Consider the following 22,536-nt stretch of genomic DNA (forward strand, 5'->3'; position numbering starts at 1 on the left):
TCCGTATTATTTTGAAAACCCCTTATTTAGTAATTACACGATTAACACAACCTTAGCATCCTTGACGTAAGTATCTCCGTACATTTAACGACATAAGAAAAAAATACGCTATGAAATTTGCAACCATAATTGCAGCCTTAACGATTCTTACAAGCTGCAATAACTTTACAACTACAATGACAGAACCTACAGCCTCTTTAGAGCCTGTAGAGGTAACTTCTCAAAACGGTATGAAAAAAGCATATTTTGCAAGTGGATGCTTTTGGTGCGTAGAATCCATTTTTGAAAGTGTAAAAGGGGTTGAAGAAGCGGTAAGCGGTTATAGTGGAGGAAAAGAAGATAACCCAACCTATAAGCAAGTAAGCTATGGTAGGACTACGCATGCAGAAGCAGTAGAAGTGCTCTATGATCCAGAGATCATATCATTTCAACAACTCGTAGATGTCTTCTTTGGTTCCCAAGATCCCACTACTGCAAATAGACAAGGTCCTGATGCTGGCATACAATATAGGTCAATAGCATTTTACCAAAATGACAGTGAAAAAAATATTATCGAGCAAACGATTGATCGCCTTAATAAGTCTACTTACAATGGAGCGATTGTAACTCAAGTACTTCCATTTCGAAAATTTTGGATCGCAGAAGATTATCATCAAGATTATGAAAAAAACAACCCTAATAATCCTTACATACAATCAGTTTCAATTCCTAGATACAAACGCTTTGCTAAGAAATTTCCAGAACTTCTAAAAGAAGGTGCTCATTAAGGTTTTGTAACTTTCAATTCAAAAATTAAAGGGAATAAGCGGTCTTCTGTTGTATAGAGGCCGTTTTTCTGTTTTATGAGACCTGGAAAAATATTATAAGGACTTGCATCGTGCTCTTTGAGATACTTTAAGTGCAAGCCTGCATCTGTAAGCGCTGTGGCTATTTCTCCTAATCCATGATTCCAACCGTATTCTTTACTTATAATCTTTGACGATTCATCAGCATATGTCCCTTCATATTCATCATAAATAGCCTCCTTTTGATTGTACCCGTATTTCATTTTTTTATTACCATTGGAATAATCAAACATCCAAGCGATAGGGTGGAAATCAACTATATAAAACACACCCCCAGACTTGAGACGTTCAAATATTACTTTTGCCCAAGGATTTAAATCAGGCAACCAGCCTATCGTTCCATAACTTGTAAAAACAATATCATATTGTTCATCTATAAATTGTGAAGTATCTAAAACATTACAACAAATGAAGCGCGCATTAAGGTTCAAATCCTCGTTAAGCTTTTGTCCAAGCAGCACTGCATTCTCACTTATATCTACTCCTGTACACTTAGCGCCTAGGCGTGACCAACTGAGTGTATCTTGACCAAAATGACATTGAAGGTGCAATAGCGTCTTCCCTTGAACATTTTTTAGCGCATCTAACTCATATACATTTAGTGAACTATTTCCTGCGACAAATGATTTTATATCATAGAAATTACTTTTTGCGTGCACCGCTACTTTTGTGTTCCAAGTGTGTTTATTGGTTTCAAAATAGTGATTATTGTCTTCTGCCATAATTTGTATTTTTGAAAAGATGGAAAAGATACTACATATTGACAAAAATAAAATAAGCGCTATGGATAAGCGCTATAGAGCAAATTTTATTAATAGTGTAACTGGTTTCAAAAGCGCAAATTTACTAGGCTCTATTTCGACAGATAATATAGAAAACCTCGCTATTTTCAGTTCAATCACACACTTAGGCAGCGACCCTTCATTATTAGGGTTTATCACAAGACCCAACTCTGCGCCACGACACACGTATAAAAATATACGCGACACAGGTATATTTACTGTTAATCACGTTAATGAAAATATTATAAAGGAAGCACACCAAACAGCTGCAAGATATGATGAGAGTATTTCAGAATTTAAAGCCGCCGGGCTTCATACCGAATATTTACATAACTGGAAAGCCCCATTCTTAAAAGAGGCACAGATAAAAATAGCCTGTGAATACGTATCAGAATATCAAATTAAAGAAAACGACACTGTCTTAATAGTTGCTGCTATAAAAGGTGTTTATTTACCTGAGAAAGCTCTTAATGATGATGGATGGATTAATCTTGAAATTACAAGTGGAGTTTCTATTAATGGATTAGATAGTTACTCAAAGCCTAAACTTATTGACAGGTTCTCTTATGCAAAACCAAACATGACACCATCATCTATACTTAAGAAGGATTAAAAAATCTTAGTTAAAATGTATCTTTGTGGCTTATTCCGCTTTCGCGAAAGCGGAATATTAAAATTTCCCTTATGAGCTTAAATAACATCCCAAAAATCAAACATACAACATCAAATAATTTTTTCTTGCTTTGTGGTCCTTGTGCTATTGAAGGTGAAGATATGGCTATGCGCATTGCAGAAAATGTGCTATCAATTACTGATAAGCTAAAAATTCCATACATATTTAAAGGTAGTTTTAGAAAAGCTAACCGTAGTCGCGTTGATAGTTTTACAGGCATAGGTGACGAAAAAGCACTTGAAATACTCGCAAAAGTTTCAGAAAATTTTGATATTCCTACAGTTACAGATATCCATGAATCTTCTGACGCCTCACTGGCTGCACAGTATGTTGATGTATTACAAATACCAGCCTTTCTCGTTAGACAAACGTCACTAGTAGTGGCTGCTGCAAAAACAGGTAAAATTGTTAATCTTAAAAAAGGACAATTTATGTCTCCAGAATCAATGCAACACGCTGTAAAAAAGGTTCACGACTCTGGAAATCAAAATGCTTGGATTACAGATCGAGGAACTATGTTTGGATACCAAGATATGATTGTTGATTATAGAGGTATTCCTACCATGAGGAAGTTTGCACCTACAGTATTAGACGTGACGCACTCTCTACAGCAACCTAACCAATCTAGTGGTGTAACAGGAGGTAGGCCAGATATGATTGAGACAATTGCTCGCGCTGGAATTGTAAATAATGTGGACGGCCTATTTATAGAGACTCACTTTGATCCAGCAAATGCAAAGAGTGATGGCGCAAATATGCTAGACTTAGCTCATCTTGAAAGACTCTTGTCTAACCTCGTTTCGATTAGAGAAACTGTTAATAAGCTTTCATAAAAGTCATTAGGTTTTTATTTTTTTTTCTGCCCTCAGTATATTGAATCAATATAATTCGATTTTTGGCACCATACTTCCTCAATAATATAATTTACCTAAGCCTGAGCTACATCAGGCTTTTCTCTTGATAAAGTTATATATCTGCTTAACAAAAATTAAGTATTTCATCTGTTGCTTTTTTGTAACTTCGTTTACTATGTTAAAACAACAACTTAATTTTAAACTTTCACAGAAGCTTTCGCCACAGCAAATCCAGCTGATGAAGCTTATACAATTGCCTACACAGGCCTTTGAACAAAAGGTCAAACAGGAGCTTGAAGAAAACCCAGCTTTAGACAGCGGCAAAGATGAAGTAAAGGATGAGTTTGATGAATTTAATAATACAGATGACTACGATGAGGCACCTGAGTCTGAAATTAATGTAGATGAGTACTTAAGTGACGATGAAGTGCCTGACTATAGATTAAGTGCAAACAATTACAGTGCAGATGACGAGGACAAACAAGTTCCCTATGCATCTGGAACCTCTTTTAATCAATATCTAAAAACACAGCTCAACACAGTTCGCATACCTGAAGAACACCGACAGATTGCAGAATTCATCATAGGCTCCCTTGACGAGGCAGGATACCTTCGTAGAACCCTGATAGACCTTATGGACGACCTAGCTTTTACTCAAAATATCTATACTTCAGAGGAAGTTATAGAGGGAATGCTTTTTAAGGTGCAAGATCTAGATCCCGCAGGCGTTGGAGCACGTAACTTACAAGAATGCCTGATCTTACAATTAGATAGAAAGACTAGCACAAAGTCTGTTTCCTTAGCAATGGATATTCTAGAAAATTCATTTGACCATTTTTCTAAAAAACATTATAAAAAATTAATGGCAAAGTTTCACATCACTGAAACTGAATTAAAAGAGGCTATAAATGAAATAGAACACCTCAATCCAAGACCAGGCGGGTCATACTCAAGCAATACAAAAATAGTGGAACACGTGGTGCCCGACTTCACCATAAGAATTGTTGATGGAGAATTAGAGTTGAGCCTAAATGGCCGTAATGCTCCTGAGCTCAAAATATCTCGCGATTACAGCAATATGCTTAAGGGGTATAAGGAATCTAAAGAACGTACAAAAGCGCAGAAAGATGCAGTTATGTTTATAAAGCAAAAACTAGATGCTGCAAAATGGTTTATAGAAGCTATTATACAAAGACAGCAAACTCTATTCGTGACAATGAGTTCTATAATGAACTATCAAAAAGAATATTTTCTAACGGGTGATGAGCGCAATTTACGACCTATGATTCTAAAAGATATTGCAAGTGAGATAGGGATGGATGTATCTACCGTGTCAAGGGTCGCAAATAGCAAATATGTAGATACCCCTTATGGCACTAAGCTGATCAAAGTATTTTTCTCTGAGAGCATGACAAATGATCAGGGAGAAGAGGTTTCTACTAGAGAAATAAAAAAAATACTGGAGACAGTAATTAAAGAGGAAAATAAAAGAAAACCACTTACAGACGATAAATTAGCAAAAATTCTAAAAGAAAAAGGCTATCCTATTGCACGTAGAACAGTAGCTAAATATAGGGAGCAACTTGATTTACCGGTTGCTAGATTACGTAAAGAGATCTAATGAAAATTCTTATACGAAGTTTTTCCTATATATTCCATCCACTCTTTATGCCACTAGCTGGCGTACTTATTTATTTTTATATATCACCTAGGTTTTTTAATGCGGAATTTGTGTATTCAAAACTTTTTGCAACTATTATCATGACCGTGATAATTCCCATTTTAAGCTTCTATATGCTAAAAAATTTGCGTTTAGTTCAATCAATACACTTAAAAGAAGTTCGTGAACGTAAATGGCCATTATTATTGTCCTCAATGTTTACATTGCTCCTAATTAAAATGATTTTTGATGGATACGATGTACTTGAGATTTATTATTTTTTTGTGGGTATATTAGGAGCGACCGTTGCGGCACTACTGTTAGTATTCTTTAAATTTAAAGCCAGCCTGCATATGATGGGTTTATCTGGCATTACTGTTTTCATAATTGGTCTAAGCCTTCATTTCGGAGTAAATCTATTGCTTTGGATAGCTTTTTTCATCTTTGCTTGTGGAGCAACAGCTACCTCAAGATTAGTTGCAAAAGCACATACCCCTATAGAATTAATCTTTGGCTTCTTTCTAGGAGCTACATCACAGTTTCTTGTCTTTACCTATTGGATTTGAAACACACACGCTTTCGCGAAAGCTTAAAAACAAATTATAAGAAATAGAAAATTAGTCCAAGCTTAATAGCTTGTAAATTGACGTCCTCATTATTAATACTAGTACCAGAAGCAAAAAGTGAATTTAATCCGTAATACCCCTGAAAATTAAAAGCCCCGTACCCAAATGCAAACGTAGGTCCGTATTGAAGTTTATTGATATCTGAACGTGTACTAACTTTAATTCTACCGTTAGCATCTTTGTAAGAAGATTGAAAATTAAATACATATCCTATTTTAAAGCCAGTATGAATTCGCCAAAATGAATAGGTCGTAGCAGTAGAAGTTCTCCATCTATATTCAATAGGAACCTCTAGCGTATACATGGAAAATCTATTAAAGTCTTCCCCTGCATTATCATCAACAATGCTATACGTAATTCCAGTCCCTTCAACTCTATCAATAAGCAAATTTTGATTATAAGTATCTAAAGCAAAGCCCAGTCCTATTCCTATAGATTTATTACGACGCTTATTAAAAGGGAAGTCTCTTACAAAGCCGGCTTGCAAACCAGCACTAAGACCATTTTGTGTAAATCCAGACGGCTTACTTGTTAAAAGATTAAATGTGACTCCCACATACACTTGATCTTCCCTATACAGTGAGTCAACCAAAACTACATTATCATCAAAATCGGTTTCTTGAGAGAAAACCGAAAAAAGAGGCAACAAAATTAGTAAAGTAGATATCCTTTTCAACTAAAATATTTTAAACAAATATACAGTTTAAGCTTTTGACTAATTGACAAAAAAAAGCCTTGAAATAATTTTCAAGGCTTTTTTTATTAATATATAGAAGTTGTTATTGTACCGCATCTTCTGTTTGGGTAGTGATGTATATAACCTTAAGAAGATTTGCTTGACGCAATTCTTGTTTAACATCATATACGAGACCAGAATTAGTTTCCTTATCAACTTTAAAGGCAACCATTACATAGTCTTTAAGCTCATCTCTAAGCTTTTCACGCTCTTCTAGAATTGCAGGCTGTACTTCATTTACATCCACAAATTTATCTCCTATTTGAATTTTACCTTCTGTACCAAGGTTTTTATACCCCTCTCCAGGTTTTCCTGCAAAGATATAAACACTTCGATCCTTTTTAAGCTTTTCAGTTTGATCTGCCGAAGGTAGAATTTGTGCTACTTTCACATCATTTTTACGCAAAACAGTAGCAACCATAAAGAAGAATAATAGCATAAATACAATATCCGGTAAGGATGCCGTACTGATGGCTGGTAATTCTTTCCCTCCACCTTTTCTAAATTTTGACATATTCTTTTAATTTAATTCTAATTACTGTTTTGGGTCTATTTCAGAGAGCTTTTGTGGATACATATTTTTAATTATATCCAATTTCTCTTTAGTAGCCTCTTCGTTTCCTTTATACACCCCTTCGTCAATCTGAGCACTAACATCGGTATATTTCCAGCCGTATAAGCGTTCTGATTCTCTATCACGCAAGAAATTATAAGCACCTACGAGCTCATTTTGCACTGTTATAAAAGATTCGTAAGATGACTCACGTAAACTTTTTACAGTAATAATAGCTTTATCAGGGTAATCTGAAGAACTAAGGCTTCTTTTACCTTGACAGTAGTCGCAATATCCTTCTTGCCCTCTAGGAGTACCTCCGTTATCTAGAAACTCAATAGCCGCTTCTTGAAGATCTTTCATCTCCATAGGCTCGTTTTCTACTAAAAGTTCTCCATCGTTATTTACAATAACAACAAAAAGATTTTTTTCTTTAATGATAGGAGGTGTCAATTCCGTAGGTGTATCTGGTGGAAGTGCGCGCACTAGACCTCGATCTTTCTCAATAGTAGTTGTTACCAAAAAGAAAATCAAAAGTAAGAACGCGATATCTGCCATAGAACCTGCGTTAATTTCTGGTGCTGTTCTCCTAGCCATAATTTAACTTTTTACTAGTTTCTTAACACCAGAAACAACCATTAAAAGGACTGCTATTGATGCTAATATAAAAAATGCATTAATACCTGCACTCACCCATTGTGATCCACTTGCAGAAAGCATTTCACCATCTTTTAATGGCATAGGATCAGCCGATCCACTAGCTGCAAAGTAAGATATTGCAATGATGAGTAAAAATGCCCCTAAAGCGATAAGAGTATTTTTTGCATTACCAGTAAATAAACCTCGTAGTACAAAAATTATTACCAGAACTAGTGCGATTGCTACAACGATCCACGTGAGTAGCATCATAGTATCTACCAGTCCCTGGGAATCTCCTGCTTTAATGGCTTCGTCGTTTGCCCATACCATACCTGCTATTACCAGTGCGGCAATACCTATGATAGCGACAATTATTTTTAAAATTTTATGTAAGGCCATATTAATTTTGTGTCTTAGTTAATAACTACTCTTATCTCTTGTAACGTACAATTAAGTCCATCAAAGTGATAGACGCATCTTCCATATCGTTTACGATGCTGTCAATTTTTGAGATAATGTAGTTATAAAAAATCTGTAGTATAATAGCTACTATAAGTCCAAATACCGTTGTAAGAAGTGCTACTTTAATACCTCCTGCAACAAGTGCTGGGTTCATATCTCCTGCAGCCTCAATTCTATCGAAAGCTTGAATCATACCTATTACAGTACCCATAAATCCAAGCATAGGCGCTAGTGCAATAAATAATGATAACCAAGATACATTCTTTTCAAGTTGTCCCATTTGAACACCACCGTAAGCCACAACAGCTTTCTCTGCAGCATCTACACCTTCATCCACACGGTCAAGACCTTGATAGTATATTGAAGCTACTGGACCTTTTGTATTTCTGCATACTTCCTTTGCTGCTTCTACACCTCCACTATTAAGTGCGTCTTCAACGTTTTGAGCAAGCTTTTTAGTATTTGTTGTTGCTAAATTTAAGTAGATGATACGTTCTATAGCAATTGCAAGACCTAAGATCAAACACAAAAGAACGATCCCCATGAATCCAGGACCTCCTTCAATAAATCGTTTTTTCAAATCTTGTGTAAATGAAAGCTCTTCTTCTTCCATATCATCTTGGAAAGATGTGCCTGCATCTACATTTGCAACTATTTGTTGTATCTGTACTGGAGGAGTTGTTTGTGCGTTAGTGGCGTTAGCTGTAAACGTGCTTAGCACTACAACAGCGGCAATTGCCATAATAGAGAATAATTTTTTCATTGCTCTTGGTCTTAAAAGTTTAAATTAGTAAAGGGTTAAATATAGTAATTAATTAGATTAACTGTAACAAATATAGGCATCAACCGTCCTATATTAATTGTTTTTATTTTAGTATGTAGAGCACAAAAAAAGTAAAATTTATGCACATTGCCTACAAAAAGCGCAAAGATTTAATGATAAATTAATTTTGGACGCTATAAAAACGACCTGTTTCTCACTTTATTTTTAAGGTTTTAAAAAAAATATTAATAGCATAAACACTGCCACTAAGCACAAAGCATTCATTATGTTCTGTTGATTTTTAGCTTTCGCGAAAGCGGAATTAATTTTTAGATTGCATCCTCATATTTTGAAAAATTAAAAACATTTAAATCTAAAATTATAAATCTGTTGACACTATATTAACGCTCTATTGTGATCCCTGCTAGTAATATGTCCATAATTTTATTAAAAATTAATAGTGTTATGAGTAGAAAAGACTTACAAAAAGAAGAAGCAATTGCAAAGCTTCAAGAACTAGCAGAAAAAATAGATTTTACAATGATGGCTACAGATCTTAGTAGACCCCCATTTCACGTAATTCCAATGAGTACAAAAAAAGTGGATGATGAGGGAAGCATTTGGTTTTTGAGTGATGCAACCAGCGACCATAATAAATATATTAGAGAAGAAGAGCGTGCGCTACTCACCTATAGTAATCCTGGAGATTTTGAATTTTTAAGTGTCTATGGTCAAGCTATTATCCATAGCGACAGATCTATAACTGATGAGCTCTACAGTAGTTCTGATGATATGTGGTTTGAAGGAAAGGAAGATCCTAATCTAACAGCCATCCAAGTGAAACCAAGTGAAGTGCGTTATTGGGATAGCAAAGACAACAAAATTGTATCTGCCATAAAATTTGGTCTCGGAACCATCACTGGAAATCAACCCAACTTATCAGAAAGCGGTGAGCTAAACATTAACTAACAGCTTAATGCACTAAGGCCTTTGTTAGTTAAGGGTCATTGATATGGTGTTTTACTCTTAAGGTTTTCAACACAATAAAAAAAATGACTCATATAGGAAGTCATTTTTTTTTGATTTCGATTTCATTTTGTATCATTGTCCTCCTCAAATCTATACTTATGAAAATCTTTACACTACAAAGAAAAGCTCTTAGTTTTTCTAAAATTTCGCTACTAATTCTCTCTATGTTCTTGTTACAGGGCTGCCCTTATGAATCTACATTCCCACTTACAGGAAAAGACATTGTATTTCCATCAGAGTACTTAGGTACTTGGTATGAAAAAGATGGCAATGAAGGTGTATTGGATTATAAAAAATATATATTCAGAGAACTTGACGATATGAGTATTTACTTAGATGAGATGGAACTCAATGATAATGATGAATGGGAAACCACTACCTATGAATGTCATATTTCTTATGTAGGTGAAAGTCGTTTTGTAAACGTTAAAACAACAGACAAAACAAGTGATGGTGTTTATTATCTTTATAATGTAGAGATGGAAGACGATCAAATGAATGTCCGTGGGATTACAACGAACATTACAAAAGAATTTGAAAATGCAGATTCTTTATATCAATATGTTGAAAAATACAAACATCTTGATTTCTTTTACAGTGCAGAAGATGCTAAAATATTAACACAGTGGGGAGATCATTAGATAGCCTCTAAAGTAGAATGATTCAATTATGTATTTGAGCTAAAGTCTCTGTGCAGATCAAATTCATTCAAACTTTAAAAAATCCCTTTGTATAGCATATACAAAGGGATTTTTAATATAAGCAGAGAGGAAGGGATTCGAACCCTCGAAACGTTGCCGTTTACACACTTTCCAGGCGTGCGCCATCGACCACTCGGCCACCTCTCTAAAAAGAATTCATCAAAATTAAGCCCATTGTAAAATTTCGCGAAAGCGATTTCTTCGACTATTTATTTGAAAGGAGTGCGAAATAACAAAAAAAACCCTTCTTATAAAAGATATTTTATCTTTAAGTGAGCTCTCCTCTCAAAGAGGTTTCAAAAGCTGTTTTAAATACTTTTGAACTCACCTCTTGACCTAACACATACATCATTTTTGTAATAGCTGCCTCTGTAGTCATATCACCACCATTTATCACACCCATTTTTTTGAGCGCGATGCTTGTTTCATAATTACCCATATGCACGCTTCCAGAGGTGCATTGAGTAACGTTTACAATTGGAATTCCACGCTTAATGGTCTCTTTTAAAATCTCTACAAACCAGCCTTGAGTAGTTGTGTTTCCAGCACCAAATGTTTCTAAAACTACACCCTTTACGCAATTAGAACGTAACATAGATTCTACTAAACACTGTGAGATACCTGGATATAATTTCAATAATAGAATGTCTGTGACTAATTGCTTATGTACTTTTAGAGATTTTCTATTAGGTTTCCAAAGATCTTCTTCATTGATAGTAAGATGTACACCAGAGATTAGTAATTCTGGGTAATTAGGAGAAGCAAAAGCCCTGAAATTTTCTGCACTGATTTTTGTTGTTCTATTTGCTCTATACAGTTTATATTCAAAATATAGGCATACCTCTGTTATGAGTGCCTTATTACGTTTTTGGAGTGCTGCAACCTGAACTGCGGTAATTAAATTTTCTTTAGCATCTGTCCGTAAATCACCTATAGGTAATTGACTGCCAGTAAAAATTACAGGTTTAGATAGATTCTCAAGCATAAAACTTAAAGCACTAGCACTGTAACTCATGGTATCACTCCCGTGTAATACTACAAACCCATCATATTGATCATACCCCTCTTCTATAATGCCACACAACTCTCCCCAATATGTAGGATTCATATTAGATGAATCGATAGGTATAGTAAATGAAGTCGTCTCTATATCACAATCTAGTAGTTTTAATTCTGGTATTTTATCTAAAAGCTCATCAAAATCGAAAGCTACCAGAGCTCCTGTATCATAGTCTTTTATCATTCCTATAGTACCGCCAGTATATATCAATAAAATACGTGCCTTTTTCATATATTCTCTGCTTGAATTACAGGATTTGCATACATTAATAAGAAACTCTCTACTTCATTTTTATTTTCAATATTAACACGCACTTCAAGTCTACGCTCAAAATGACGTAGTTCTTTCTCATCGTACTCATTTCTGTATTTATCACTTTTATGATAGATGTCATAGGCAATGTAATTAGTAGGCCATAACTTGTAATTTTCCCAAATCACTTTATCTAGTGCAGTCGCAAATGCCTGTAATTGATCATTATCACTTGCCCGGCTATTTTCAATATCTTCATAGACTCTATCTGGAATTGATGTAGCTGCAATGTGAATATTACGTTTATTCCCCAAAGCTCCTTTTAGGATACTATTAAAATCCTCATTTTCAGTCTTTATATAGGGATGATTTTCTTGTTTTGCGATTAATTCAGGTACTTTTAAGATGTCTGTAGGGTCATACTCATAGGAAATAGCGACTGGAATAATATTCAACTCTTTTAGGTATTGCATTAATGGCATTTTACCTCTAGCCATTGTTATCATCTTAAGAACGCCTTGCTGTGTTTTATCAAGGCCGTCCTTTGTTCTACCTTCGCGTTGTGCGACCCAAACAGATCTTTCTGAGACTAATAAATGTTTAATATATTGAGATAAAAGCCTAGAACTCATTAATAACTCCCTAGGTGATTGATCACGCAATACTAAAAAATTCCTATTAAGGCGGGACAACTCCATTAAGAAATCTCTTTGAACTAAATTATCGCCTATAGCAGACGCCGTTGTAATGAGATTATTATCTATAAGAGTCATATTGAGTAGTGAAGTATCCAACACTATGTCTCTGTGGTTTGAAAGGTAAAGGTAAGATCGCTCTTGCGAAAGCGTATCAAAACCACTACTGGTAAACTCCTCGGCACTTTTCTCTAACAGATTAGCAACTGATTTGTAAATCACCTTTTCTTGAAAATCTGCAATGGAGTGACACGTTTTGAGTATTTCTATAATTTCCTCAGCACTTTTATCTGGAAAAGTAAATTGCAATAACACCTTAAACATAGGGTGTCTTGCCGCTCGCAAGAGGGCTTCGTTAACTTCCGTATCATAATACGGTCTTATGTGGTCATATGTATCCAATGTGAATCTTCTTATATCTCACAAAAGAACAAAATTTTATGGTCTGTTTCAGCTTTATTTGCGAAGTTATTACGCAGGTCTTTTGAAAAAGACCTCATCTGCATTTTTAGAAGTAACTCTAGCGATAACATCTAATGGCTTTTGATAAATTGTTGCAAGTTTTTCTGCGACCAGAACTAGATAACTACTCTCATTTCGCTTTCCGCGAAAAGGGACAGGGCTTAAATAAGGAGAATCAGTCTCTAAGACTATATGGTTAAGATCTATCTCATTTAAAAACTGATCTATTTTTCCATTTTTAAACGTAGCAACACCTCCTATCCCGAGCTTCATATTATAACTTATAGCTTGCTGAGCTTGCTCTTTAGAACCTGTAAAACAATGAAAAATACCATATAGGTCTTCTCCTTTTTCACTTTCTAACACTTCAAAAACTTCATCAAATGCTTCTCGACAATGAATAACAATTGGCTTCTTGTATTCTTTTGCAAGTTTAATTTGCCTTTTAAATGCATCTTGCTGTATTGATAATGAACTTTTATCCCAGTACAAATCAATTCCTATCTCTCCCACCGCATAAAAATCTCGTGTTGCAAATTGTTGTGCTACATGGGAAAGTTCCTCTTCATAATTCTCCTTTACATGAGTGGGGTGCAACCCAGCCATTAAATATATTTTCTCTGGGTATGCTTTTTCTAGTGCGTACATACGCCCTGTATAAGTAGAGTCTATTGCAGGTATAAAGAAGCGATTAACTCCAGCATCTGTAGCGCGTTGAATCATTTCTGATTGATCTTCATCAAAAGATTCACTGTATAGATGAGTATGTGTGTCTGTAAATTTCATAGATCGCAAAAATACTTGCTTCTATAGAAAGGTATTCTTTTTTATGCACCTAATTTTTGAGATAGTTGTTGTGCCTTCTCATGCACTTCTGCCTCAAACGGGATTTTCTCAAGTAGCTTAATAGTTTCTACCGTATTCTCTTGCTTGAGAAAAATGAGCGCCTGATAAAACTGAGCTTTATACTTAAAGACTGAGGATCCATTAATTAGTTTTTGAAACTTATTTTAAAAGAATAAACACTTGTAAGTTATTTTGTTGGCAAAAATTTCAGCTATCAGTTTATTGTAAACAGAAAAGGTATTTCTTTTAATCGATTAACAAATAGTAGTATCGAGCAAACACATTACTGAAAATGTGCAAGGATTTTAATTCATACTTCAAGAATTCAAATCAAATTTTAAATAATCCAAAAGGGTACTCAAAAATAGCATCAAACCTATATCGTTTTTTAAAAGTTCCAAAAACCACAAAGCTTATTATAAGTCCAGAAAGTATTTTAAACTTTATTCCTTTTTCCGCACTCCTTACTTCTAATGATGAGTCTGTGCAGTTAAGAAAAAAACCTTACTTAATCAAAGAGTCTAAAGTCACTTATATACAATCTACCCATTTGTATCTAACGGAAGATAACCACCTAAAAAGAGATTTATCTGTATTAGGCATTTTCCCAGTATTTGAAAATACAGACAGAGCACTAACTCACTCTATAAAAGAAGCCAATAAAATTGATACGCACACAAACCTTACAACTCTCATGAATAGTCAGGCTACAAGAGCCGCATTTTTGCTGGAAGCTGAAAAATTTGATATCCTCCACTTATCTACGCATGCAAATTCAGGAAATTTTAGCATCCCAGCGTCACTTTCGTTTTATGATCAAGACATCACTGTCAGTCACATTTACGGAGAACAATGGTCACCAGACCTTGTGGTGCTTAGTGCATGTGAGACAGGTGTAGGAAAACTAATTTATGGAGAAGGCAGCCAGAGTTTAGCTCGAGCGTTTCACTATGCTGGAGCTAAGAATATTTTATTCTCGCAATGGAAAGTAAATGACCTTTCTACTTCAGTACTGATGGGAGATTATTACAAAAACCTAATTAAAACAAAATCACGAGATATAAGCTTACAAAAAGCACAACTATCATACCTCTCAAACACATCTATTAGTGACTCTCGTATGTCTCCATATTACTGGGCAAGTTTTGTGTATTATGGAACCACAGATACACCAAAACATTTAGAAAATAATTGGTGGCTATGGGGTGCTATTTTTATTATACTATTTTTACTTTTTATTATAATAAAAAAATATGCCTTCACTTCGCGAGTTTCTTCTATCTAAAGATTATTGCCGTATTAGACTTTTTCCTACAGTCACAAATCATTTAGAGATGAAGGCAAAAATAAATGGTGTTGAAGGTTCCTTTATTTTAGATACTGGTGCTTCTAGTTCTTGTATTGATTTTAGTTATGCAGAGAAATTTAATCTGCGTTCTGAAGATAGTGAAGTCCTTGCTGCTGGAGCTGGAGCTACAGATATGATCACTAAGCTTTCGCGAAAAAATAGTATCCAAATACAAAAATGGAAATATCATAGACTAGACATTGTCCTCTTTGATCTCACACATGTAAATACAGCCCTAGAAAATCATAATGTAGCACAGGTACATGGTATCTTAGGAGCAGACTTACTTAATCAAGGTAAAGGTATTATTGATTATCAATACAACTGCTTGTATCTTAAATAAGTTTTATTTTAACTGGTGACGCTAATCTCACAAGATTGTTATTTTTCATAAATACAGCTTAGACTACTGCAAAACAGCTATTTAAAAATTTAACACTTATAAAAAAGTCCAATATCAAGTTTCAAACGTTTAATTAATTAAGAATACATTAGTCAGTAAAAACTGACTTCTTATATTTTTTCAAAACAACATTTGCGGCCGCATTGGTTTTGAATTAGCCTTAATTTAATAAAAAATTAAACTTGATTATGAAATATTTTCAAATTCTAGCAACAACCCTACTCTCTACTGTCTTACTAACTTCTTGTTCTGACGATTTCACTGAAGTGACTACAGAACCTGTCGAAATCGAAGTATCAAATGATATAACAGGCGCCGAAGAAGCTTTCCCTGGACAAACCGGGCGTATAGAATCCATGTATGATGGACTTAACCAAATAAAACTAACAAGTATAAATGACACCTACGTTTTTGAAGGTGATATCTTATTTAAAAAAGACCAGCTTAAACACGATTTAGGTGACTCACAACAACGTAGTACAGGGCGCACAAGTGGCCGATGGGCAAATAATACAGTGTATTATGCTATTGACCCTGCATTACCTAATCAAACAAGAGTGTATGATGCTATAGCAAATTGGGAAGCAAATACGTCCGTACGATTTGTGCAACGTACATCAGAAAACGACTATGTATATTTTACTCCTGGAGGAGGTTGTTCCTCTTACGTAGGCCGCATAGGCGGACGTCAAGAAATATCTCTTGCTAGTGGTTGTACAACAGGAAGCACTATCCATGAGATAGGACATGCTGTAGGTTTGTGGCATGAGCAAAGTCGCGTTGATCGTGATGAGTATATCACAATAAATTTTGACAATATACAAGCTGGTGTTGAGTATAATTTCTTAACCTACGTAGCTCAAGGACAAGATGGTACAGAGTTTACAGACGCATTAGACTTTAACTCTGTAATGCTATATAGCTCGTATGCTTTTAGTGGAAATGGTCAGCCTACGATTACAAAACTTGACGGATCTACATATAGCACTAACCGTAGCGGACTTTCATCTGGAGATATTGCTGGTATTAATCAGATGTATCCTGGAGATGGAGGAAACGGTGGCGATGGTGGCAGCTCAGATGTGTGTGATGGAATCGCAGCATACAACGGCAGCATAAGTTATAACATTGGAGATCGCGTTACTTATCAAGGCGGAGCTTACGAAAGAGTCTCTGGAGGATGGAATTATCTAGGAGAATGTACCGTCACAGAACCTGCAGATATTTGTGAGGGAGTTGCTCCATATCAAGGTGGTGTCTCTTACAGCGTAGGTGATCTTGTTACTTACCAAGGCTACCTGTATGAACGTAGAACTTATAACTGGTCGCGTATAGGTCAGTGCGGATAAACTCAACCCCCTATACTTTTTAATTAGTAAGAAAGCCACTTTTCAAAAAAGTGGCTTTTTTTTCATTTGAATATGTGCTCTCATAAATCTTCCTTAATACTGGGTTAATTTTGCTATAAACCCACCGATTAATTAGAATGATTAGGACATATTTGTACATACCAATCTAAATAAATATTATGGCCATTCTAGGTACCCTTATAAAAAGCGCAATTGACTTAAAGGACTCACTCACAAGTGATGCAAATCCTATTGAAGAGCAACAAAATGTTCTAAAAAATCTTCTTGATACCGCAAAAGATACCGCATTCGGTAAGTATTACGGATTTACTCAACTACTAGAAGAAGAGGATTTGAATTCCGCTTTCGCGAAAGCGATTCCCTATCACGACTATACTCAAATGAATGAAAAATGGTGGGAACGTATTAAAGAGGGAGTAGAGGATATTACATGGCCAGGAAAACCAAATTACTTTGCGTTAAGCAGTGGTACAACTGGTAAGAAAAGTAAAAGAATACCAGTAACAGATGATATGGTTGCAGCTATTAGAAGTACGAGCCTTGCACAAGTATCTGCACTAGCTCATTATGACCTACCAGCAGACTTTTTTGACAAAGAGGTAATGGCGCTAGGAAGCTCTACAGATCTAAGTGAGCACGATGAGTTTCTAGAAGGTGAGATAAGTGGTATTACAGCAAGTAACATTCCCTTTTGGTTTAAGGGCTTTTACAAACCTGGAGAAGATATCGCAAAAATTGACAACTGGGATGAACGGGTAAAAACAATAGCAGAGCGTGCAAAAACTTGGGATATAGGAGCTTTAAGTGGCATTCCTTCATGGATGGAGCTTATGCTTAAGGAAGTAATAGCATACCACAAAGTTGATACTATACATGATATCTGGCCCAATCTTGAAGTATTTACAAGTGGAGGTGTAGCATTTCAACCTTATGAAAAGAGTTTTAGACAATTACTTAATCGTGACATCACGATTATAGATACTTACCTAGCTTCAGAAGGTTTCATGGCGTACCAAAGCAGACCAGAAACAACTGCAATGAAACTTTCTACAGATGCAGGTATTTATTTTGAGTTTGTACCTTTTAAGCCAGAATACATTAACGATGATGGGTCATTATCTCAAGATGCTCCTGCATTATCACTTAAGGATGTAAAAAAAGACGTTGATTATGTACTTATTATAAGTACAGTCTCTGGAACCTGGAGATATCTCATAGGTGATACGATTGCTTTTACTGATGTAGACCGCGCTGAAATTAAAATAACTGGACGTACAAAATTCTTTTTAAATGTTGTTGGGTCACAACTCTCTGTAAATAAAATGGAGGATGCCTTGAGAGATTTAGAAAAATCATTTGATATTGAGATTCCTGAATTCACACTAAGTGCAAAAAAGATTGATGGAGAATTTTATCACTGCTGGTATCTAGGAACGACTACTTCTGTAAGTGAAAATGAACTTGCAGAGGCTTTAGACAAGTCTTTGAAAGAAGCAAATAAAAATTATGGCGTGGCTAGAGGGAAATCTTTAAAAGGTGTCAAAGTAACAGTTATCAATCCTGAGGTATTTCACGAATGGAGCGGGGCCAATAAGAAAAAAGGAGGGCAAGTTAAAATGGAGAAAGTCATGGGAGAAGAAAAATTTGCCGAATTCGAAGATTTTGTAAAAAAGCAATTATAATACCTAAAAGAGGTACATAAGAAAAGCGTTATAGATTAATATCTATAACGCTTTTCTTTTACAAATTAATTTGAATCTTAATTATGTTCGTGTTCTAACATATGCATCACTTCCTCTGGAGACATGTAAAGACTACGTAGACGTTCTTTATAAAGTTCTGATATGTTAGCATGTTCTAAAATAAAGTTCTTTGTTTTTAAAATATAAGTACCCATACCGTGTGTGATAGCATAGACATCTGCCGTACGCTCTACTTCTCTTATATGAGCACCAGAATAAAGATATTTTATACCAAAGATTAACATCCCAAAACTAGAACGCTCTCTATAATCCATAACATGTCCTAGCTCGTGACCAAGCCACCCAGTCACAACATCATTAGGTACATCAGAAAATTTGAGCTCATCTTGATCAATTAAAATATTTCTTGATATTAATATTATGTAACTGCGCTTTTTTCTAGATTTGAAAAAACTAGCCCAAGTGGGTTGGGCTTGCATAGTTGACTTTTTTATATTTTCCTTAAATTGAAATGTAATTTCCGTGTCCCACAACTCAGGATAATGATTAAGCGCTAAGATGGCTTCATCATAAATTTCTTCTGGAATTGTTTTATTTTCCAAGTTAAGTGTACTGTCTTCTATCTCCACGATTTCTTTTTCATCCATAGATTCAAAATAGGGTTTATCAACATCTTGCGCTGTTAATGCGATACTAAAATTAGTTATTAAAATGAAAAATCTAGTGCGTATCTTCATAGTTAAAACATAGGTATGAAAAAAATGTTGATTTTGGAACTGATATGCTGTTTAGCTTTCGCGAAAGCGGTTACCGCTCAACAACCAAACTCTGTTTCTCAAATAACAGGCCAAGAGTTACTAAACAAAGTTATTGCTTTTCATGACCCAGCAAATAAATGGCCTTCCTTTAAAGGAACTTTTACAATTCTCTTAGAAAGCCCAAAGATGCAACCACGAAAAAGCACCGTAACTCTTAATTTACCAGAGGAGTATTTTAAGCTTGTTGAAAATAGAAATGGTAAGATTTCTACAAAAGAAGTTTCTGAAGAATGTTGTATTCTCTCTGATAAAGATATGCCTCCCACTAAAACAGCTCTAGATGATGATGTTTGTAAGCGAGCGCTTATGCTCAAAAATTATTATACTTACCTCTATGGACTTCCTATGAAACTAAGAGATCCAGGCACCATAATAAATCCTATAGTGTTGATTAAAAATTTTAAAGGAAAAGAATACCTTACTCTCCGTGTAACTTATAACGAGGAAGTAGGCAGTGATAACTGGGAGTTTTATTTTAATCCAAAAACTTACGCTATGGAGGCTTATCGTTTTTTTAAAGGGGATGATAGATCTACTGGAGAATACATACTTTTGACAGGATTAAAGGTTATTAACGGAATTAAAATGCCAGAAAATCGAGCTTGGTATTACAATAAAGATAACGGCTACCTTGGAACAGATAAACTCATTCATTAAAATTATAACCCCTAGAACTAATAAACTTCTGTCAACTTACTTATTGGAAGCTTGTAAGATAGTTTGATTATAGTTAGAAGTGCGGTAATATTCATCTTTTAGACTCTCTGCAAATTCTTTTACTTCTTTATAATGGCTATAGCTTGGATTAAGTCCATCTTGAAAGTTTTCTGCCGTTATTAGTAATATCACATACCACCTATTCCACTCACTACTATAGATGTCTCTTAAAACAGCCTCATTCCCATTTGATTCTCGTTTTGCGTCAATAAGTATAGGGATAAGGTTAATGGTTTGTGTTTTTTTATCTGTCTCATAAAAAGATATATAAAACTGCTTTTCGTTAATAATTACAGGCACATTAGATTGCACATACTGATAATTTAGATTGTATTTTGTGTTGATATAGTGATAGAATTCGTCTGCTTTTTTTGAGTCTGTAAAAATATAAGCATATCTGTTAGGTAGTTTACGCTTAAACTTTTTTGCTCTAATTATTTTACCATTCTCTAAATCTGGAGCTATAGCTGTGGGAATACAAGATGTTACTATTAAAAAAAGTACTAAAAGTAACGTTGCTTTCATATGGTAAGTGATTTCTTTATGAGCAACAATAACAATGCCTAAAATAAACAGCTTACTCTCAAAAAATGATGGTATATGTTTAAGCATAAAAAGTCCTTGCTATTTACAGCAAGGACTTTTAAATGAGTAAGATATCATCTTAACTACTATGCCTCAAAAGGCACAATAGAAACATAAGATTTATTATCTTTTTTCTTCTGGAATTTTACCACACCATCCACTCTAGCGTGAAGTGTATGATCTTTTCCTCCGTACACATTTTCACCTGGGTGATGTGTATTACCTCTTTGACGTACGATGATGTTTCCTGCGATAGCAGCCTGTCCTCCAAAAATCTTTACACCTAAGCGTTTTGATTCTGATTCACGACCGTTCTTAGAACTACCAACTCCTTTTTTGTGAGCCATCTTTTTTCGGTTTTAGGATCCTGAGTTACTCAGGATGTATTATACTTTGGGGAAAGATTATTTTCTTCCTCCGTCTAAATTGTCTTGTAATTCTTTAAGCTCGTCCCACTTACCTTCTGCAGCTAATGCAGCTTGCTCTGGCCAAGTGTTTGCTACTAAAGACGCAAGTCTTGAGCTTGCTTCTGCTAAAGCAGCCTCAATCTCCTCTGGTTTTGCTTTTGCTACTTTTGCAAAAGTATCCATCCCTGCATTTACCATAGCTTCAGCAGCCTTTGGCCCTACACCTTCAATTTTTTTCAAATCGTCAGCTTTGCTAGCTTTTTTAGAAGCAGCAGCCTTCTTAGGAGCGGCAGCTTTTTCGTCAGCTTTTTTAGTTTCTTTCTTAGGAGCAGCTTTTTTCTTTCCAGAAGTAGCAATACTCTCAATTACGATTTCAGTAAGAGACTGACGGTGACCATTTTTAACACGGTATCCTTTACGTCTTTTCTTTTTGAAAACGATTACTTTGTCACCTTTAAGGTGTCTTAAGACTTTAGCTCCTACTAGAGCTCCGTCTATAGCTGGGGCGCCTAAAGTGATGCTATCTCCATCACCTACTAAAAGAACTTTGTCGAAATCGACTTTTTTTCCTTCTTCAGTTGATAGGCGATTAACAAAGACTTTTTGGTCTTTTGCAACTTTAAATTGCTGCCCTGCTATCTCTACAATTGCGTACATAGCGATTAATTAAATATGTTGTTACACTAATAATAACTCAAATCATATGATTTAAGCGGGTGCAAATATACTTCTAATCTTTTAATTTACAATACTTGTATGGTAATTTTTAAAGACAATTATAATAAAACCATCATTTACATTAAAGCATAATTGATATTTAAATTTTGGTTTTTCTTAACAATTAGCTTGCGGTTTATCGTATTTAACAATAGTTTTGACGAATAAACACAAAATTTAAATAATGAAAACTATTAAATTGAGCATCTCTTTGTTTCTAGCGGCAATTACTTTTGCATCTTGTTCATCTGATGATGATAATTCTTTTAACATTGATGAGAGTCTTATTGTAGGAGAATGGACAATTACTGATTTTGATTATGATGTTGACACTACAACAAGCTTTGAAGGTCAATCTATAACTGCATCTGCAACTGCCGTAGGATCAAATTTTGATTATAATATAATTTTCAATAAAGACAATACATTGGTTGCAGATGGATCTTACGATGTAACGCTTGAAACAACAGTCGCTGGACAATCAGTAGGTACAGAAACAACAACCGTAAGTAATATTGAAACTTCAGGTGAGTGGAGTATAGATGGAGACCAATTAACTTTTTCTGGGTTTACAACAGGAGATATGAATAACAATGGTTTTGGAGATGATGTAAGTAAATCTACGTCCACTATTACTATCTTAAACGAAAACACGCTTCAAATTGTTAGTGACTTTGAAGATTTAGAGGGCTCAGGTTCAGATTTACCTGATGGAGCTGAACTTTCTGTTACAGGATCAGCTGTTATGACTTTGAGTAGAGTTAATTAATCATAACAATTATTTAAAACAGTCTACTTTTTATCCTAAAAGCCACACATATATAATGAGT

General features: G+C 35.0%; 26 protein-coding genes and 1 tRNA gene. 13 read left to right on the forward strand and 14 right to left on the reverse strand.

The features are described from left to right. The first annotated feature begins 110 nt into the window (after positions 1–110). A complete protein-coding gene (msrA, locus tag OD90_RS06180; RefSeq protein WP_144668041.1) occupies positions 111–767 on the forward strand; it encodes a peptide-methionine (S)-S-oxide reductase MsrA in 657 nt (218 codons plus the stop codon). On the opposite strand, the gene OD90_RS06185 is transcribed toward msrA, so the two are convergent. Next, on the reverse strand, positions 764–1,567 hold the full coding sequence (locus OD90_RS06185) for a class I SAM-dependent methyltransferase (protein WP_144668043.1): 804 nt from the start codon (positions 1,565–1,567) through the stop codon (positions 764–766). The genes msrA and OD90_RS06185 overlap by 4 nt on opposite strands. 19 nt (positions 1,568–1,586) lie before the next feature. Between OD90_RS06185 and OD90_RS06190 the strand changes: the two genes are divergently transcribed. From OD90_RS06190 to OD90_RS06205, 4 genes are all read left to right on the forward strand, one after another. Next, positions 1,587–2,240 carry a flavin reductase family protein gene (locus tag OD90_RS06190; protein ID WP_144668044.1) on the forward strand — a complete coding sequence of 218 codons (654 nt, stop codon included), beginning with the start codon at positions 1,587–1,589 and terminating at the stop codon, positions 2,238–2,240. A 71-nt stretch (positions 2,241–2,311) separates the two neighbouring features. Then, positions 2,312–3,133: a 3-deoxy-8-phosphooctulonate synthase gene (gene kdsA / locus OD90_RS06195; protein ID WP_144668046.1), complete on the forward strand. Its 822-nt coding sequence runs from the start codon at positions 2,312–2,314 to the stop codon at positions 3,131–3,133. 196 nt (positions 3,134–3,329) lie between these two features. Then, the gene (gene rpoN / locus OD90_RS06200) at positions 3,330–4,775 is read left to right on the forward strand and encodes an RNA polymerase factor sigma-54 (RefSeq protein WP_144668048.1); all 1,446 of its coding nucleotides are present in this window, start codon (positions 3,330–3,332) and stop codon (positions 4,773–4,775) included. Then, complete coding sequence (locus tag OD90_RS06205) at positions 4,775–5,380, forward strand: hypothetical protein (RefSeq protein ID WP_144668050.1); 606 nt, start codon at positions 4,775–4,777, stop codon at positions 5,378–5,380. Before rpoN ends, OD90_RS06205 begins: the two co-directional genes overlap by 1 nt. 34 nt (positions 5,381–5,414) lie before the next feature. Here OD90_RS06205 and OD90_RS06210 read toward each other — a convergent pair whose 3' ends face one another. The 5 genes from OD90_RS06210 to OD90_RS06230 all read right to left on the reverse strand — a co-directional run bounded on the left by OD90_RS06210 (position 5,415) and on the right by OD90_RS06230 (position 8,593). Then, positions 5,415–6,116, reverse strand: a complete 702-nt coding sequence (locus OD90_RS06210) for a porin family protein (RefSeq protein ID WP_261374471.1) — start codon at positions 6,114–6,116, stop codon at positions 5,415–5,417. Between the two features lie 103 nt (positions 6,117–6,219). Then, entirely contained in the window at positions 6,220–6,690 is a 471-nt protein-coding gene (locus tag OD90_RS06215; protein ID WP_144668052.1) for an ExbD/TolR family protein, read from the reverse strand. Positions 6,691–6,711: 21 nt separating this feature from the next. Further along, entirely contained in the window at positions 6,712–7,326 is a 615-nt protein-coding gene (locus OD90_RS06220) for an ExbD/TolR family protein (protein ID WP_144668054.1), read from the reverse strand. A 3-nt stretch (positions 7,327–7,329) separates the two neighbouring features. Further along, a complete protein-coding gene (locus OD90_RS06225) occupies positions 7,330–7,767 on the reverse strand; it encodes a hypothetical protein (protein ID WP_144668056.1) in 438 nt (145 codons plus the stop codon). Between the two features lie 31 nt (positions 7,768–7,798). Next, entirely contained in the window at positions 7,799–8,593 is a 795-nt protein-coding gene (locus tag OD90_RS06230) for a MotA/TolQ/ExbB proton channel family protein (RefSeq protein ID WP_144668058.1), read from the reverse strand. Positions 8,594–9,058: 465 nt separating this feature from the next. On the opposite strand from OD90_RS06230, the gene OD90_RS06235 reads away from it, so the two are divergent. Next, positions 9,059–9,562: a pyridoxamine 5'-phosphate oxidase family protein gene (locus OD90_RS06235; RefSeq protein WP_144668060.1), complete on the forward strand. Its 504-nt coding sequence runs from the start codon at positions 9,059–9,061 to the stop codon at positions 9,560–9,562. Between the two features lie 158 nt (positions 9,563–9,720). Beyond that, the gene (locus tag OD90_RS06240; protein WP_144668062.1) at positions 9,721–10,263 is read left to right on the forward strand and encodes a hypothetical protein; all 543 of its coding nucleotides are present in this window, start codon (positions 9,721–9,723) and stop codon (positions 10,261–10,263) included. Positions 10,264–10,385: 122 nt separating this feature from the next. Here the strand turns inward: OD90_RS06240 and OD90_RS06245 are convergent. From OD90_RS06245 to OD90_RS06260, 4 genes are all read right to left on the reverse strand, one after another. Next, a tRNA-Ser gene (locus OD90_RS06245) sits at positions 10,386–10,470 on the reverse strand. 121 nt (positions 10,471–10,591) lie between these two features. Next, positions 10,592–11,614: an asparaginase gene (locus OD90_RS06250; protein WP_144668064.1), complete on the reverse strand. Its 1,023-nt coding sequence runs from the start codon at positions 11,612–11,614 to the stop codon at positions 10,592–10,594. Beyond that, the gene (locus OD90_RS06255; protein WP_144668066.1) at positions 11,611–12,732 is read right to left on the reverse strand and encodes a 1-acyl-sn-glycerol-3-phosphate acyltransferase; all 1,122 of its coding nucleotides are present in this window, start codon (positions 12,730–12,732) and stop codon (positions 11,611–11,613) included. Before OD90_RS06255 ends, OD90_RS06250 begins: the two co-directional genes overlap by 4 nt. Positions 12,733–12,801: 69 nt before the next feature. After that, positions 12,802–13,578, reverse strand: coding sequence for a TatD family hydrolase (locus OD90_RS06260; protein WP_144668068.1), 777 nt, complete (start codon positions 13,576–13,578; stop codon positions 12,802–12,804). 352 nt (positions 13,579–13,930) lie between these two features. Between OD90_RS06260 and OD90_RS06265 the strand changes: the two genes are divergently transcribed. The 4 genes from OD90_RS06265 to OD90_RS06280 all read left to right on the forward strand — a co-directional run bounded on the left by OD90_RS06265 (position 13,931) and on the right by OD90_RS06280 (position 18,441). Continuing rightward, the gene (locus OD90_RS06265; protein ID WP_144668070.1) at positions 13,931–14,923 is read left to right on the forward strand and encodes a CHAT domain-containing protein; all 993 of its coding nucleotides are present in this window, start codon (positions 13,931–13,933) and stop codon (positions 14,921–14,923) included. After that, positions 14,892–15,329, forward strand: coding sequence for a retropepsin-like aspartic protease (locus tag OD90_RS06270; protein ID WP_144668072.1), 438 nt, complete (start codon positions 14,892–14,894; stop codon positions 15,327–15,329). The genes OD90_RS06265 and OD90_RS06270 overlap by 32 nt, the downstream gene beginning before the upstream one ends. A gap of 248 nt (positions 15,330–15,577) precedes the next feature. Further along, complete coding sequence (locus tag OD90_RS06275; protein WP_144668074.1) at positions 15,578–16,738, forward strand: M12 family metallopeptidase; 1,161 nt, start codon at positions 15,578–15,580, stop codon at positions 16,736–16,738. A 179-nt stretch (positions 16,739–16,917) separates the two neighbouring features. After that, complete coding sequence (locus tag OD90_RS06280) at positions 16,918–18,441, forward strand: GH3 auxin-responsive promoter family protein (RefSeq protein WP_144668076.1); 1,524 nt, start codon at positions 16,918–16,920, stop codon at positions 18,439–18,441. A gap of 77 nt (positions 18,442–18,518) precedes the next feature. On the opposite strand, the gene OD90_RS06285 is transcribed toward OD90_RS06280, so the two are convergent. Continuing rightward, entirely contained in the window at positions 18,519–19,199 is a 681-nt protein-coding gene (locus tag OD90_RS06285; RefSeq protein WP_144668078.1) for a hypothetical protein, read from the reverse strand. Positions 19,200–19,214: 15 nt separating this feature from the next. On the opposite strand from OD90_RS06285, the gene OD90_RS06290 reads away from it, so the two are divergent. Further along, the gene (locus OD90_RS06290; RefSeq protein ID WP_222430159.1) at positions 19,215–19,937 is read left to right on the forward strand and encodes a DUF6503 family protein; all 723 of its coding nucleotides are present in this window, start codon (positions 19,215–19,217) and stop codon (positions 19,935–19,937) included. Positions 19,938–19,973: 36 nt separating this feature from the next. Here OD90_RS06290 and OD90_RS06295 read toward each other — a convergent pair whose 3' ends face one another. The 3 genes from OD90_RS06295 to rplU are packed head-to-tail and all read right to left on the reverse strand — an operon-like array spanning position 19,974 to position 21,646. Then, complete coding sequence (locus tag OD90_RS06295; RefSeq protein WP_144668080.1) at positions 19,974–20,609, reverse strand: hypothetical protein; 636 nt, start codon at positions 20,607–20,609, stop codon at positions 19,974–19,976. Between the two features lie 59 nt (positions 20,610–20,668). Next, entirely contained in the window at positions 20,669–20,929 is a 261-nt protein-coding gene (gene rpmA, locus OD90_RS06300) for a 50S ribosomal protein L27 (RefSeq protein WP_144668082.1), read from the reverse strand. Positions 20,930–20,986: 57 nt separating this feature from the next. Continuing rightward, positions 20,987–21,646 carry a 50S ribosomal protein L21 gene (gene rplU / locus OD90_RS06305; RefSeq protein WP_144668084.1) on the reverse strand — a complete coding sequence of 220 codons (660 nt, stop codon included), beginning with the start codon at positions 21,644–21,646 and terminating at the stop codon, positions 20,987–20,989. Between the two features lie 244 nt (positions 21,647–21,890). Here rplU and OD90_RS06310 point away from each other — a divergent pair, with 244 nt between their 5' ends. Beyond that, on the forward strand, positions 21,891–22,475 hold the full coding sequence (locus OD90_RS06310; RefSeq protein WP_144668086.1) for a lipocalin family protein: 585 nt from the start codon (positions 21,891–21,893) through the stop codon (positions 22,473–22,475). The last annotated feature ends 61 nt before the right edge of the window (positions 22,476–22,536 follow it).

This window comes from Dokdonia sp. Hel_I_53, assembly GCF_007827465.1.
In the GTDB taxonomy this organism is placed as follows: Bacteria; Bacteroidota; Bacteroidia; order Flavobacteriales; family Flavobacteriaceae; genus Dokdonia.